The sequence below is a fragment of the Saccharopolyspora taberi genome (assembly GCF_039534165.1).
Taxonomy (GTDB): Bacteria; Actinomycetota; Actinomycetes; order Mycobacteriales; family Pseudonocardiaceae; genus Saccharopolyspora_D; species Saccharopolyspora_D taberi.
The window spans coordinates 585,399-599,274 of the sequence record NZ_BAAAUX010000019.1; the positions used below are offsets into that span (position 1 = coordinate 585,399).

Genomic DNA, 13,876 nt, shown 5'->3' on the forward strand with positions numbered 1-13,876 from the left:
GGCCCGTCGTTCATCCGGTGCTACCGGTCCACAGCTGCGCCTGGCGCCGCAGGCGCGTCGGACCGGTGACCTCGGCGAACAGGCGGGCGCGGAACTCCTCGCGGCGATCCGCCGGTAGGTCTTCGAAGTACGCGAGCGATCCGTGGGTCAACCCCCACTCCCACAGCACCTCCGCGCCAGCCACGGGGAGGTCGACGGTCAGCGTCACCGCTTCGACACCGGCGAATCCGGCGCCGGTGAACGCGGCACGGGCGTCCAGCGGTCTTCCCATTCCGCCGCCAGGTGGCAGGTACCGGCCGAACTCGGCGAACAGTTCCGGGAGCGGATCGGTCGCGGGGTCGGGGCCGCCCGGGACGGTGAAGGCGAATACCCCGCCCGGCACGAGGATTCGCCGCACCTCGTCGAACACGACGGCCGGGTCGGCGAACAGGTGCATGGCGAAACCCGAGACCACCACGTCGAAGGAGCCGTCCGGGAAGCCGAGCCGGTGGGCGTCCATCACGTGTCCCGCGACGGCCGGGTGGTCGGCCCGCAACCGCGCGACCATGTTGGCGGCGGCGTCGACGGCGGTCACCCGGCAGCCGCGGGCCAGCGCCTCGGCAGCGACGGCCCCGCGCCCGGCGGCGAGATCGAGCACCCGCGCACCCGCGGTGAAGCCGAGGGAGTCGGCCAGTTCGCCCGCGAAGGCGGCGAAGAACGGGATCACCTCGTCGTAGCGGTCCGCGACCCGGTCGAAGACCTCGATTCCCCTTGCTGTCACGGCAGGATCGTGCCGCGTCCGCCACCCCCGCGTCACCTGACTTCTTCCGGCTACCCCTCCGGGAAGAGCAAGGTCATGATCTGCCCGGTGTGCTGTTCGGCGAACGCGGCCGACAGCGGATTCCGGCCGGTGAGGCCCTCCGCCAGGGACGACAGCGCGAACGGGCCCGCCACGCCCAGCAGCAGCACCATCACGAAGGTGTCCGGTTCGACGCCGGTGAACCGGCCCTGCGCCTGGAGTTCCGGCAGGAGGTCGCGGACGGTCGAACGCAGCGGGGTCAGCCGCTCGATGATCTGCCGCAGCCTCGGTCCGCCCCGCGTCCCCTCGCCGAGCAGCAGCCGGACGATTTCCGGGTGTTCGGCCGAGGTGCTTGTCAGCACCCGCACCACGTGGCGGATCGTCTCGACCGGGTCCTCGCCCGCCGGGGCGTCGAGCACCGCGCGCATCGCCACGGTGAACTCGGCGTCGGCGCGTTCCAGGACCGCCTGCCACACCTGTTCCTTGGTGCCGAAGTAGTGGCGGATCAGGCCGTGCGCGCTGTCCGCTTCGACGGCGATGTCGCGCAGGCTCACGGCGTCGAACCCGCGCTCGGCGAACAGCCGCATCGCCGCCGTCAGGATCACTTCGCGGGTGCGGGCCGCTTCCTCGGCCGTCCGGCGTCCTCGCCGGGGAGTCTTCGCGTCCACGCCGAAGATGCTATCCGAGTGGATGACAATTTATTCTCCACTCGGATAGCATCGGAAGCGTGGCAGTCACCAGCACCCGCACGGCAGTCCTCGTGGTCGGGGCCGGACCGGCCGGGCTGACCCTGGCGAACGTCCTCGCCCGCGCGGACGTCCCGGTCACCGTCATCGACCGCGAACCCGGCCCGGTGGCCGAGTCCCGAGCCGCGATCGTGCACACCCGGACCCTGGAACTGTGGGACCGCTGGGGCCTGGCCGAGCCCGCGGTCGAGGCGGGTGCGCGGGTCGAGCGGGTCGCGATGCGGTTCGCCGGGCGGGAACTGGCCTCGTTCCCGCTCACCGGGGTGGACCCCAGCCCGTTCCCGTTCGCCCTCGCGCTGCCGCAGGCGGAAACCGAGCGCCTGCTGGTCGAACGGCTTCCGCTCCAGGTGGACTGGAACACCGCGCTGGTGGGACTCGAAGTGCTCGGCGAGGGCGTGGCGGCCGTCGTCCGCCGCGCGGACGGCTCGCTGCTGGAGATCCGCGCCGACTACCTCGTTGGCGCGGACGGAGCGCACAGCCTCGTGCGCCGGGCGTCCGGCATCCGCTCCACGACCTCGGGCCGCGCCCCGACCGGCTTCCTCGCCGATGTCCGCCTCTCCCCCGCGCCGCCACGCGGAGTGCTCGAACTCAACCTCGCGCGAGGCGGGTTCGTCGGCGCGCTCGATCTCGGCAACGGGCGATTCCGGCTTTTCGGCGCTTTGCGGCCCGAGCACGCTCGCAGCTTCGGCACGGACCTGCAACGGCTTTTTACCGACCACTTCCGGATTCCGGTGCGGCTCAGCGATGCGGAGTGGACGTCGACCTACCGCATCCGGCACCAGCTCGCGGAGAAGTTCCGCTCCGGCCCGGTGTTCCTGGTCGGCGACGCGGCGCACACCCACGCCCCGGCGGGCGGCCAGGGCATGAACCTGGGCGTCGGCGACGCCGTGAACCTCGGGTGGAAGCTCGCACTGGTGGCGCGCGGGCTCGCCACCGAGAGCCTGCTCGACACCTACGAAGCCGAGCGCCTGCGGGTCGCGCACGCGGTTTCCCGCGGCGCGGACCGCGGGTTCGCCTTGGAGACAACGGCGAACCCGCTGCTCGACGGCGCCCGCCGCGTGCTGCTTCCGCCGCTGATCCGCATCGCGGCTCACCTCCCGCCCGCGCGCCGGGCGGTCCACCGGCTGTTCTCGCAGACCTGGATCAGCTACCGCACCGGGCGCCAGAGCTTCCCCGGCCCCGGTGACCGCGTCCCGGAGTGCCGGATCGGAGGGCGGTCGCTGTACGAACTGATCGCCGAACCGGTGCACCACCTGCTGCTGTCCGGCGCTGCTCCGCACGATCCGACCGGCGCGTACCGGCTACCGATCCGGTCGCACCGGATCGAACCCGCCGAACTGCACCGGCTTTTCGGCGCCGACGCCGTTCTGGTCCGGCCGGACGGGCACATCGCCGCGACCGCCCGTGCCGACGACCTGACCAACCACCTCGACACCTGGTACCGCTGAAGGAGAACGCGATGCGCATCGACGTCCACCACCACGTGATCCCGCCCGCCTGGTCCTCCGCCCTGGCGGGCAGAGGTCTCCTGACCGGCGGGATCGCCGTTCCCGACTGGAGCCTCCGCGCAGCGCGCGACCTCATGGAGGCCCAGCGGATCAGCAGCGCTGTGCTGTCGGTGTCCGCGCCCGGCGTGCACCTCGGAGACGACGCCGAGGCCCGGCGGCTGGCTCGCGAGGTCAACGAGTACTCGGCGGAGATCGTCAAGGACGACCCGCGGCGGTTCGGCTTCTTCGCCTCCGCACCACTGCCCGATGTGGACGGTGCTGTCGCGGAGGCCGTGCACGCCCTCGACGAGCTCGGCGCGGACGGCGTGGTCCTGCTGGGCAACGCGCGGGGCCGGTACCTGGGCGATCCGGGCTTCGACCCGCTGTGGGCGGAGTTGGACCGGCGCCGTGCCGTCGTGTTCGTGCACCCGACCGACCTGCCGGGGACGGGCCCTGGCGACGGCGCGTTCGCAGCGCATGCGGACTTCCTGCTGGACACGACCCGATCGGTGCTGAGCATGATCCGTTCCGGGATTCCCACCCGGTACCCGCAGGTCAAGATCGTCCTTTCGCACGCGGGCGGATTCGTGCCCTACGCCGCGCACCGGATCGCGGCCGGATTCGCCATGCAGGACAAGGACCTCGGCGTGCTGACCGATGTCCTGGAGCAGTTGCGCGGGTTCTACTTCGACGTCGCCCTGTCCGCGCCGTCGGCGCTGCCCAGCCTGCTGGCTTTCGCCCGGCCGGAGCACGTCCTCTACGGCAGCGACTGGCCGATGAACCCGGCGGTCGGGGTCGGGTACTTCACCGGGAATCTCGAGTCCCATGCGCTTGATCCCGAACTCCGCGAGGCGATCGACTTCCGCAACGCGCTGTCGTTGTTCCCCCGGTTCGCGGAGTAGGCCCTCACCGCACGGATCCGGCTCCCAGGTCGAAGGCGCGGCCGGCGAACAGCTCCAGCTCGCGCCAGTCGTCCTCCGGCCTCGTCAGCTGGTCCGGCTTGCCGCGGTAGGTGTCGAGCATCAGGTACTCCGCGCCCAGCTCGGCGAACTCCCGGAGGTCGCCGCGGATCTGGTCCAGCGTGCCCTCGCACGGCAGGCGCTTCTCGTCGTCGAGCGGGGTGTCGGTGATGCGGAAGCGCGTTCGCGGTGCGAAGCCGGGGAGCGGTGCGCCCTGCGCCTGCGCTTCCGCGCGCAGTGCCGGCAGCCCCTGTTCGCGCAGCCAGGTGAGCCTGGCGTTGATCGGGTGCCACGACGTTCCGAGCCGGACCGCGCGGCGGATGCCCGCCCGGCTGGAGCCGCCGACCCAGACCGGAGGGGTGCGGACCGGCAGCGGCGCGGTCGACACCCCGGTCGCGGACACGAACTCACCGTCCAGGGTCACCACCTCCTCGGTCCACATCCGGCGGATCGCGGTCAGGTACTCGTCGGTGATCGCGCCCCGCCGTTCGAACGGCACCCGGAGCGCGTCGAACTCCTGCTTCGCCCAGCCGACCCCGACGCCGAGGATCGTGCGGCCCTGGCTGAGGTGGTCGATGTTGGCCATCAGGCGGGCCGTCTGCAGCGGGCTCCGGTACGGCAGGATCACCACCGACGTCCCGAGCTCGACGCGTTCGGTGATCCCCGCCAGCCACGCCAGGGTGGCGAAGGGGTCGTAGAACGGGGCCGGGTACTGCTCGGCCACGTCCGGCGTGACGGTGACGTGGTCGGAGATCATCGCGGCGTGGAAACCGGTGTCCTCGGCGAAGCGGGCCCAGCCGCGCAGGTTCGCTGCGGTCGCGCCAGGCCCGAAGTTGAGCACGTTCACGGCGATCTTCATGGCGGGAACCCTACAAGGACCGCGATCGTCCAAGTGGTCGTTTCGCTGGCGCTTCCCACCCGACGGGAACTACCGTCGGCGACGATCTCGCAACCGTCCGAACCCGAAGGCGAGCCACGATGACCCCCCAACCCTCCCGCAGGACCTTCCTGGGCGGAGCGATCGCGTCGGTCGCGTTGCTGCCCGGCCTGCTCACCACGACGGGCTCGGCCAGCGCCGGCCCGACCACGCAGCTGCGCGCCGAATGGGTGTCGGCGGTGTCGAACATCGACTGGCCCAGCAAGCCGGGTCTCACCGCCGACCAGCAGAAGGCCGAGTACGCCAAGCTCCTCGACCAGGCCGTCGCCGACAAGCTCAACGCGGTGTTCGTCCAGGTGCGGCCGACCGCCGACGCGTTCTGGCCGTCCCCGCACGAGCCGTGGTCGCACTGGCTGACCGGCGAGCAGGGCAAGGACCCCGGCTACGACCCGCTGGCCTTCATGGTCGAGGAGGCGCACCGGCGCGGCCTCCAGTTCCACGCCTGGTTCAACCCGTACCGCGTGAGCCTGGGCGACGACCCGAACGCGCTGGTGCCCGAGCACCCCGCGCGCAAGCACCCGGAGTGGGTCTTCGCCTACGGCGGCAAGCTCTACTACAACCCCGGGCTGCCGGAGGCGCGCGCCTTCGTCGAGGACGCGATCATGGACGCGGTCGAGCGCTACGCCGTCGACGGCGTGCACCTCGACGACTACTTCTACCCGTACCCGGTGTCCGGCGAGGAGATCCCGGACCAGGAGACCTTCGAGCAGCACGGCGGCGACTTCACCAACATCGAGGACTGGCGCCGCAACAACGTCGACCTGCTGGTGTCCGAACTGGACAAGCGCATCCACGAAGCCAGGCCGGAAGCCAAGTTCGGCATCAGCCCGTTCGGCATCTGGCGCAACGCCTCCAGCGACCCGGAGGGTTCCGACACCAAGGGCCTGGAGTCCTACTCGGCGATCTACGCCGACAGCCGCAAGTGGGTCAAGGAAGGCTGGATCGACTACATCTCGCCGCAGATCTACTGGCAGATCGGGCATTCCTCGGCCGACTACGCCGTTCTCGTTCCGTGGTGGGCGAAAACCGTCGCGGGCACCGACGTGGAGCTCTACATCGGACAGGGTGCCTACAAGGTCGGCGACGAGGGCTGGACCGACCCCGGCGAGCTCTCGGCGCACCTGACCCTCAACCGGGACCACCCGGAGGTCAAGGGCGACGTGTACTTCAGCGCGAAGTCGCTGACCACCAACGCCAAGGACGCCTACGCCAAGGTCGTCGCCGACCACTACAACGACGTCCGCTGACGCCCCGGGCGGTGGCGCCGGGGCCCGGCGCCACCGCTTCGCTCAGAACGAGCCGCAGTTGTCCGGGGCGGGATCCCCGGCGAAACGGCCTTCCAGCCAGCCGAACGCGCGGGCCGCGGCTTCCGGTGCGGCGCCGACGTGCGTCGGGATGACCAGCGTGTCGAACTGCACGGTCGCCCCGCGGTCGCACCAGTCGCGGGCCATCTGCCTGCCCTGCTCGAAGGGGACGATGTCGTCGAGCGTGGTGTGCGAGACGAACACCGGGGCTCCCGGCGGGGTCAGCCCGATCCGCTGCTCAGCGATCTTCGAGGCGAACGGTTCCTCGGACAGGTACGCCGTGATCGGCCTGCCGTCCTTGGTCAGCGTCTCGGTGCGGGTGAAGGCGTGCTTGGCGATGCTCTCCACCGTGCACTCCTCCGAGAACTCCGCCAGCTTCCGCTTGCCCTCGTCGTTGAGCAGGTCCGGGACGCCCAGCTCCGGGTAGGCCTCGTTCATGGCGACCGCGGCGTAGCCGAGGAAGGCGACGGCGTGGCTGCCGTCCAGGAACTCCCCGACCGCGCCGAGCTCGGCGGGCGGAGCCCCGGAGTAGGCGCCCCTGAGGTCGAGCTCCGGCGCGTACTCCGGCTGCATCTCGGCAGCCGCCGCCGAGGCGCCGCCGCCCTGCGAGTAGCCGCCGACGGCGACCGGCCCGTCATCGGCCAGGTCCGCCTCCGGCAGCCGCTGCGCGGCGCGGACCGCGTCCAGCACGGCGTGGCCCTGCGCAGCGCGGACGGCGTAGGTGTGCAGGCCGGGCGTGCCCAGCCCTTCGTAGTCGGTGACGACGACCCCGTACCCGCGCAGCAGCAGGCCGGAGATGAACATCCCCTCGTACTCCGAGCCCGCCGCCATCTGCCTCGACGGCGCGCACTGGTCGCCGAGGCCCTGGGTCCCGGTGGCGAAGCCGATGACCGGGCGCGGGCCCTCGCCCTTCCACGGCACGTGCGGGGTGAGCACGGTCCCGGTCACCGCGACCGGCCGGTCGTTCGCGTCGGTGCTGCGGTACATGATCCGCTGCACGTCGGCCGGGGCCCGGGTGAGCTTGGCCGGGTCCAGGAAGAAGTCGGCGGGTTCGTTCCGGATGACGTCGCCGTTCTCGCTCGGCGGCAATGGTGCGGGCGGGGTGTAGAAGTCCGGCGAAGCGGCTGTCCGGCCGGACGCCGAAGCGGACGAAGCGCTGAAGATGGCTGCCGCGGCCAGCACGGCCGCTGTCCCCCGACGGGCAAAGCGCATGGATTGCTCCCCATTGAGCAGGAAATGTCCGGCAATTGCGGACAGCAGTGGCTCACGAGGGGAGCGGAGCGGACAAGATACGATCTTTCCCACTCCGGATTTTCCCGTTCAGCACCGGAAAACCCAGGTCAGGCAGGGTGGGAAAACGGGAACGGCCCGGCGGCTAGAGCTCGGCGAGCTTGCGGAAGTCCCAGCTGCGCACCGTCTCCGGCTCGACGCGGAGCCAGGCGTGGCGCTGGTCGTGGACGAACTCCGCGGCGTCGAAGTACTTCGCCGCGAACAGCCGCTCCGGCTCCTCCAGCCGCGGCTCGGGCGCTCCGGCGCGCGGCGCCTCGCCCACCACCTCGGCGTCGCCGACCAGCTCCGCGCCGCGCAGCTCGGCGTAGTCGTGCCCGGCGTCGACCAGGACCGCCACCCGCGGGTTGCGCGTGATGTCGGCCCACCGCTGGCTCCGGGTCAGCGAGTACAACCACAGCGCCTCGCCGTCCCAGACGAACCACAGCGGGGTGACGTGCGGCCCCGACGGCCCGTTCGTGCCCACCCGGCAGGTCCGCTCCGCACCGAGGAAGGCGTCCAGCTCGTCCGGCCGCATCGCGATCCGGCGACCGCGCTTCTGTTCCGCCACAGCGGTTTCCTCCTCTTCGGCGGATCCGGTCCAGTTCCCCGCCAGGCCGGCGCGAGTTCTTGTACCACCTCGCCGCCGGGGCTCCGCTCAGCCTGCCGAGGCCACGACCACGACGCCGTCCGAATCGCTGACCAGGTACTCGCCCGGCACGAAGTCCACCCCGCCGAAGCTGACGACCTCGTCCGCGCTGCCCGCGCCGGTCTTGGTGCTCTTGCGCGGGTTGGTGCCCAGCGCCTTGACCCCGAAGTCCATGGTCGCCAGCACCGCGGAGTCGCGCACGGCGCCGTTGACCACGACCCCGCTCCAGCCGTTGGACCGGCCGAGCTCGGCGATCACGTCGCCGATCAGCGCGGTGTGCACCGACCCGCCGCCGTCGATGACCAGGACCTGGCCCTCCCCCGGGCTCGACAGCACCTGCTTGAGCAGGGCGTTGTCCTGGAAGCAGGTCACCGTGCGGATCCGGCCCGCGAACTCGGCCCGTCCGCCGATGTTGCGGAACTGCACGTCGCAGCTGCGCACCGACGGACCTTCCCGGTCGGCGAGATCAGCGGTCGAAACGTCCATGTTTCCTCCACGCGCGGGAAAATCTCCGAAAGCCGCGAGCGTATCGGCTGCCCCGGCGCGCCGGACCGCGGTCGCGACCAAAGCCACAGCCGCAAAAAACCGGGCGGGTGAGGGAGATCCCCCACCCGCCCGGTGCGGCGTCGCTCAGCGCCCCTTGCGTTCCTTGAGCTTGGTCAGCGCCTCTTCGAGGATGGCCATGCCGTCGGAGTCACTGCGGCGTTCCTTCACGTAGGCCAGGTGACTCTTGTAGGGCTCGTTGCGCCGTGCTTCCGGAGGGTTCTCCTCGTCCTGCCCAGCCGGGAGGCCGCAGCGCGGGCAGTCCCACTCTTCCGGCACTTCGGCGTCCATGGCGAACGACGGCCGGGTGTGGTGCCCGTTGGCGCACCAGTAGTCCACGCGCTTGCGCGGCGCGGACTCCCCGCGTTCGGACTCGCCCATCGGACCCGCCCCCACCCGCGTGCCGCGAATGGCATTACCACCAGTCATCCATCCTCACCCACCAAGCGGCCCGGGTTGGCCGACGGCACCAGGTGCAGCCGGTCAACCGATCTTGACCAGCAGACCGATCCCGATGATGAAGATGACCCACACCGCGATGACGGCCAGCGTCACGCGGTTGAGGTTCTTCTCCGCCACGCTGGAACCAGCCAGGCTGGACTGCATACCGCCGCCGAACAGCGAGGACAGACCGCCGCCCTTTGCCCGGTGCAGCAGCACCAGCAGCACGAGCAGCACGCTCGACACGATCAAACAGATCTGCAGGATTAGAGTAGCCATCACGTCCTCGTTCGCACAGCGGTTCGCAACCTAGAGTACCGGTCCGCTCTCAGCCAGTGGACCGCCGTCCGCCGCAAGCGGCGGGCACCGCGATTATGGCAGTGGTCCGCCCGCGGCCATCGCGCTCAGCTTGGCGAACTCGTCGCCGTTGAGGCTCGCGCCCCCGACCAGCGCGCCGTCGATGTCGGTCTGCCCGATCAGCTCGCCGATGTTGCTCGACTTCACCGAACCCCCGTAGAGGATCCGGATCTCGTCGGCGATGTCCCGGCCGTACTTGTCGGCCAGCGCCGCCCGCAGGGCCGCGCACACCTCCTGCGCGTCGGCGGCGGTGGCGACCTTGCCGGTGCCGATCGCCCAGACCGGCTCGTAGGCCACCACGACCTGGCGCACCTGCTCGGCCTTGAGGCCCTTGAGCCCGTTGATCAGCTGGCTGGTGCTGTGCTCGACGTGCCCGCCCGCCTCGCGCACCTCCAGCGGCTCGCCGACGCACACGATCGGCGCCATCTGGTTCTTCAGCACCGCGCGGGCCTTGCGGTTGACGACCTCGTCGGTCTCGGCGTGGTACTCGCGGCGCTCGGAGTGGCCGACCACGACGTAGTCGCAGCCCAGCTTGGCCAGCATCGGCGCGGAGACCTCACCGGTGTAGGCACCGGAGTCGTGCTCGGAGACGTCCTGCGCGCCGTGCTTGAGCAGGAGCTTGTCGCCGTCGATGAGCGTCTGCACGCTGCGGATGTCGGTGAACGGCGGGATCACCGCCACCTCGACCTTGGCGAAGTACTTCTCGGGCAGGGCGAAGGCGACCTTCTGCACCAGGGCGATGGCCTCGAGGTGGTTCAGGTTCATCTTCCAGTTGCCCGCGATCAGCGGCTGCCTGGCCATCACGCGTCCCCTTCCAGCACCGCGACCCCGGGAAGGTCCTTGCCCTCCAGGAACTCCAGCGACGCGCCGCCGCCGGTGGAGATGTGCGAGAACCCGTCCTCGGGCAGGCCGAGGCTGCGCACCGCCGCGGCCGAGTCGCCGCCGCCGACCACGCTGAAGGAGTTCGAGTCCACGATGGACTGCGCGACGCCGCGGGTGCCGTCGGCGAAGGCCTCGAACTCGAACACGCCGGCCGGGCCGTTCCAGAACACCGTGCCCGCGCCCGCCAGGATGCCGGCGAACAGCTCCACGCTGCGGGGGCCGATGTCCAGGCCCATCCAGCCGTCCGGGATCGCGTCCGCGTCGACGACCCGCTTGTCGGCGTCGGCGGCGAAGCGGTCGGCGACCACGACGTCCACCGGCAGCACGAGCTTGTCGCCGTGCTCCTCCAGCAGCTTCTTCGTCGACTCGATCTGGTCCTCCTGGAGCAGCGAGCCGCCGACGCCGTAGCCCTGCGCCGCGAGGAACGTGTAGGCCATGCCGCCGCCGATGAGCAGCTTGTCGACCTTGGGCAGCAGCGCCTGGATCACGCCGAGCTTGTCGGAGACCTTGGAGCCGCCGAGCACCACCGCGTAGGGGCGCTTCGGGTCGCCGGTGAGCGTGCGCAGCACCTCGACCTCGGAGAGCACCAGCCCGCCCGCGTAGCCGGGCAGCCGCTTGGCGATGTCGAACACCGACGCCTGCTTGCGGTGCACCACGCCGAAGCCGTCGGAGACGAACGCGGCGTCGGCGCCGACCAGGTCGACCAGGTCCTCGGCCAGCGCGGCCCGCTCCTCGTCGTCCTTGCTGGTCTCGCGCGGGTCGAAGCGGACGTTCTCCAGCAGCGCGACCGAGCCGTCGCCCAGCCCGGCGACGGTGGCCTTCGCCGAGTCGCCCACGACGTCGGCGGCCAGCGCGACCTCGGCACCGAGCAGCTCACCGAGCCTGCGGGCCACCGGGGCCAGCGAGAACTCCGGGTCCGGCGCGCCCTTCGGGCGTCCGAGGTGGGCGGTGACCACGACGCGCGCCCCCGCGCCGGTCAGCTTCTCGATGGTCGGCAGCGACGCGCGCACCCGGCCGTCGTCGGTGATCCTGTCGCCGTCCAGCGGAACGTTGAGGTCGGCGCGCACGAGCACGCGCCGACCCCGGACGCCCTCGGACAGCAGATCGTCAAGGTTTTTCAACGTCTGCTCCTCGATGGGGCTTGATGCCTGTGTTGTCGACGGCTGCGGTCGTGGGCGGCGCCGCGCACCGCCCACGACCGAGCAGGATCAGGAGAGCTTCTTGCCCACCAGCGCGGCGAGGTCGGCGAGCCGGTTCGAGTAGCCCCACTCGTTGTCGTACCAGGACACGACCTTGACCTGGTTGTCGATGACCTTGGTCAGCGGCGAGTCGTAGATCGACGAGGCCGGGTCGGTGACGATGTCGCTGGAGACGATCGGGTCCTCGTTGTAGCGCAGGATGCCCTTGAGCCTGCCCTCGGCCGCAGCGGCCTTGAACGCCTCGTTGACCTCCTCGACCGAGGTCTTCCTGCCGACGGTGGCGGTGAGGTCGGTGACCGAGCCGGTCGGGACCGGGACGCGCAGCGCGTAGCCGTCGAGCTTGCCGTTGAGCTCCGGCAGCACCAGGCCGATGGCCTTGGCCGCACCGGTGCCGGTCGGGACCACGTTCAGCGCGGCGGCGCGGGCGCGGCGCAGGTCCTTGTGCGGGCCGTCCTGCAGGTTCTGGTCCGCGGTGTAGGCGTGCACCGTGGTCATCAGGCCGTGCTCGATGCCGAAGGTGTCGTGCAGGACCTTGGCGATCGGCGCGAGGCAGTTGGTGGTGCAGGAGGCGTTGGAGATGATGGTCTGCGAGCCGTCGTAGAGGTCGTCGTTGACGCCCAGCACGACGGTCAGGTCCTCGCCCTTGGCCGGGGCGGAGATGATGACCTTCTTCGCACCGCCCTCGTCGACGTGCTTGCGGGCGTCGGCGGCGTTGGTGAAGAAGCCGGTCGACTCGACGACGACGTCCACGCCCAGGTCGCCCCACGGCAGCTTGCCCGGGTCGCGCTCGGCCAGGATCTTGATGAGCTTGCCGCCCACCTCGATGCCCTCGCCGGTGACCTTCACGTCCTGCTCGACGCGGCCGAGGATGCTGTCGTACTTGAGCAGGTGGGCCATGGTCGCGACATCGCCCAGGTCGTTGGCGGCCACGATCTCGATGTCGTGCTCGCTGGCGGTGGCCGCCCGCCAGAAGTTCCGCCCAATCCGACCGAAGCCGTTGATACCTACGCGAACGGTCACGCCGATCTCTCCTCGTGACTGACCCAGCCGGCTGCCCGGCGGGCGAGCGGTAAATGTCTCGTGGCAACCCTATCGGGCTCCCGGCGGCTCTCAACCGGGCGGGGACCGCAGGTGGGGATGGGGCTGGAGTGCCGAGAGGGCCGGATCGCCGGGTTTCCCGCCCGTTGGGATCCGACCGCTCCGGACTCCTCCTTCCAGCGCATGGGAATTGGGTTCGTTCGCCGGTTGAGGATGCGTCGTGAGAGCGCTCTCATATACGGGTGATCGACATCTCTGCACCGGTTCTGCCGGAGGAAGGCGGTCAGCCGTGACCAAGCCGCGCCGAAGACACCTCGCCCCGCTCGCGCTCGCCGCGAGCCTGCTAGCCCTCGCCGCCGCGCCCGCGAGCGCCGACGTTCCGCCGCCGGAGCCGGGCTGGACGCTGGCCTTCGCCGACGACTTCACCGGCGCGGCCGGGTCCGGCCCGTCGGACGAGTGGATCGTCGACACCGGCCACTCCTACCCGGGCGGCCCGGCGAACTGGGGCACCGGCGAGGTCCAGAACTACACCGCCGATCCCGCCAACCTCGCCCAGGACGGCCAGGGCAACCTGCGGATCACGCCGCAGCGGGACGGCTCGGGCGGCTGGACCTCGGCGCGGATCGAGACCCGCCGCGCGGACTTCAAGGCACCCGAGGGCGGCGTGCTGCGGCTGGAGGCGCGCCTCCAGCTGCCCGACGTCACCGGCGACAGGGCGCTGGGCTACTGGCCGGCGTTCTGGGCGCTCGGCGCGCCCTACCGCGGCAACTACTGGAACTGGCCGGGGATCGGCGAGTTCGACGTGATGGAGAACGTCAACGGCCAGAACACCGTGCACGGCGTGCTGCACTGCGACGTCGCGCCCGGCGGGTCCTGCGACGAGAACAACGGGATCGGCGGCAGCCGCGAGTGCCCGGGCGAGACCTGCCAGGCCGGGTTCCACACCTACCGGTTCGAGTGGGACCGCAGCGGCGAGACCGAGGAGCTGCGCTGGTACGTCGACGGCGAGCAGTTCCACTCGGTGCCGGAGTCGCGGGTGAGCCCGCAGGCGTGGCAGAACATGACCTCGCACGAGGGGTACTTCATGCTGCTCAACGTCGCCGTGGGCGGCGCTTTCCCGGACGGCGTCGCGGGATTCCCGACGCCGACCGACGCGACCGAGCCCGGTCACCCGATGGTCGTCGACTACGTCGCGGCTTACACGAAGTAACACCCGCCGGGCCAACCCAGCCATCGTCCTCAAGCGGCGAAGCCGCTTAGCCCACCCAAGCAGGACGACCACCCGCGGGT

General features: G+C 70.9%; 15 protein-coding genes. 4 read left to right on the top strand and 11 right to left on the bottom strand.

Annotated features, from left to right (window positions below; genetic code table 11):
* Positions 1-10: 10 nt before the first annotated feature.
* Together ABD691_RS24390 and ABD691_RS24395 are read right to left on the bottom strand one after the other, a co-directional pair.
* Entirely contained in the window at positions 11-760 is a 750-nt protein-coding gene (locus ABD691_RS24390; protein WP_344683435.1) for a class I SAM-dependent methyltransferase, read from the bottom strand.
* A 50-nt stretch (positions 761-810) separates the two neighbouring features.
* A complete protein-coding gene (locus ABD691_RS24395; protein ID WP_344683437.1) occupies positions 811-1,446 on the bottom strand; it encodes a TetR/AcrR family transcriptional regulator in 636 nt (211 codons plus the stop codon).
* A 59-nt stretch (positions 1,447-1,505) separates the two neighbouring features.
* Here ABD691_RS24395 and ABD691_RS24400 point away from each other — a divergent pair, with 59 nt between their 5' ends.
* Both ABD691_RS24400 and ABD691_RS24405 read left to right on the top strand, forming a co-directional pair.
* Positions 1,506-2,972 (top strand): FAD-dependent monooxygenase, encoded by a 1,467-nt coding sequence (locus tag ABD691_RS24400; RefSeq protein ID WP_344683439.1) that lies wholly within the window; start codon positions 1,506-1,508, stop codon positions 2,970-2,972.
* A gap of 11 nt (positions 2,973-2,983) precedes the next feature.
* Positions 2,984-3,913, top strand: coding sequence for an amidohydrolase family protein (locus ABD691_RS24405; RefSeq protein ID WP_344683441.1), 930 nt, complete (start codon positions 2,984-2,986; stop codon positions 3,911-3,913).
* 4 nt (positions 3,914-3,917) lie between these two features.
* On the opposite strand, the gene ABD691_RS24410 is transcribed toward ABD691_RS24405, so the two are convergent.
* The gene (locus ABD691_RS24410) at positions 3,918-4,829 is read right to left on the bottom strand and encodes a TIGR03619 family F420-dependent LLM class oxidoreductase (RefSeq protein ID WP_344683442.1); all 912 of its coding nucleotides are present in this window, start codon (positions 4,827-4,829) and stop codon (positions 3,918-3,920) included.
* A 119-nt stretch (positions 4,830-4,948) separates the two neighbouring features.
* On the opposite strand from ABD691_RS24410, the gene ABD691_RS24415 reads away from it, so the two are divergent.
* The gene (locus tag ABD691_RS24415) at positions 4,949-6,154 is read left to right on the top strand and encodes a glycoside hydrolase family 10-like protein (RefSeq protein WP_344683444.1); all 1,206 of its coding nucleotides are present in this window, start codon (positions 4,949-4,951) and stop codon (positions 6,152-6,154) included.
* 42 nt (positions 6,155-6,196) lie between these two features.
* Here the strand turns inward: ABD691_RS24415 and ABD691_RS24420 are convergent, their stop codons facing one another.
* The 8 genes from ABD691_RS24420 to gap form a co-directional block, all read right to left on the bottom strand.
* Positions 6,197-7,423: a lipase family protein gene (locus ABD691_RS24420; protein WP_344683446.1), complete on the bottom strand. Its 1,227-nt coding sequence runs from the start codon at positions 7,421-7,423 to the stop codon at positions 6,197-6,199.
* Positions 7,424-7,586: 163 nt separating this feature from the next.
* Complete coding sequence (locus ABD691_RS24425) at positions 7,587-8,048, bottom strand: pyridoxamine 5'-phosphate oxidase family protein (protein WP_344683448.1); 462 nt, start codon at positions 8,046-8,048, stop codon at positions 7,587-7,589.
* Positions 8,049-8,135: 87 nt separating this feature from the next.
* Positions 8,136-8,612 carry a ribonuclease E activity regulator RraA gene (gene rraA / locus ABD691_RS24430; RefSeq protein WP_344683449.1) on the bottom strand — a complete coding sequence of 159 codons (477 nt, stop codon included), beginning with the start codon at positions 8,610-8,612 and terminating at the stop codon, positions 8,136-8,138.
* 144 nt (positions 8,613-8,756) lie between these two features.
* Complete coding sequence (locus ABD691_RS24435) at positions 8,757-9,098, bottom strand: RNA polymerase-binding protein RbpA (protein ID WP_344683451.1); 342 nt, start codon at positions 9,096-9,098, stop codon at positions 8,757-8,759.
* A 54-nt stretch (positions 9,099-9,152) separates the two neighbouring features.
* Positions 9,153-9,389, bottom strand: a complete 237-nt coding sequence (gene secG / locus ABD691_RS24440) for a preprotein translocase subunit SecG (protein ID WP_344683453.1) — start codon at positions 9,387-9,389, stop codon at positions 9,153-9,155.
* A 93-nt stretch (positions 9,390-9,482) separates the two neighbouring features.
* The gene (tpiA, locus tag ABD691_RS24445; RefSeq protein ID WP_344683455.1) at positions 9,483-10,268 is read right to left on the bottom strand and encodes a triose-phosphate isomerase; all 786 of its coding nucleotides are present in this window, start codon (positions 10,266-10,268) and stop codon (positions 9,483-9,485) included.
* A complete protein-coding gene (locus ABD691_RS24450; RefSeq protein WP_344683457.1) occupies positions 10,268-11,470 on the bottom strand; it encodes a phosphoglycerate kinase in 1,203 nt (400 codons plus the stop codon). The genes tpiA and ABD691_RS24450 overlap by 1 nt, the downstream gene beginning before the upstream one ends.
* Before the next feature lie 87 nt (positions 11,471-11,557).
* Positions 11,558-12,568 carry a type I glyceraldehyde-3-phosphate dehydrogenase gene (gene gap, locus ABD691_RS24455; RefSeq protein WP_344683459.1) on the bottom strand — a complete coding sequence of 337 codons (1,011 nt, stop codon included), beginning with the start codon at positions 12,566-12,568 and terminating at the stop codon, positions 11,558-11,560.
* A gap of 307 nt (positions 12,569-12,875) precedes the next feature.
* On the opposite strand from gap, the gene ABD691_RS24460 reads away from it, so the two are divergent.
* A complete protein-coding gene (locus tag ABD691_RS24460) occupies positions 12,876-13,796 on the top strand; it encodes a glycoside hydrolase family 16 protein (protein ID WP_344683461.1) in 921 nt (306 codons plus the stop codon).
* Positions 13,797-13,876: the final 80 nt, after the last annotated feature.